1 protein-coding gene is annotated in these 223 nt (G+C 41.3%); it reads right to left on the reverse strand.

The window, feature by feature from the left end; all coding sequences use genetic code 11:
* On the reverse strand, positions 1-223 hold a 223-nt coding region (locus V6255_RS18500), incomplete at both ends, for a VCBS domain-containing protein (protein WP_341629432.1).

The raw sequence follows: 223 nt of genomic DNA on the forward strand, positions 1-223 counted from the left end.
ATTGTAGGTTCGAAGTTCTCGCTATCTGTTGTATCAACATCACTGAACGTTAATGACCCGCTGTCGGTCAGTTTACTGTCTGTTGTTATATCGACATCTTCTGTTACGCCGCCCGTATCACTGTCTCCAGTTTCAACGGTTATTTCTGTCGCATCATCTACACCATTAATAGTAATAACAATTTCTTGTTCAACACCATCGCTGGTTGTCACTGTAATCGTAT

Source organism: Psychromonas arctica (genome assembly GCF_038155225.1).
GTDB classification, from domain to species: Bacteria; Pseudomonadota; Gammaproteobacteria; order Enterobacterales; family Psychromonadaceae; genus Psychromonas; species Psychromonas arctica_B.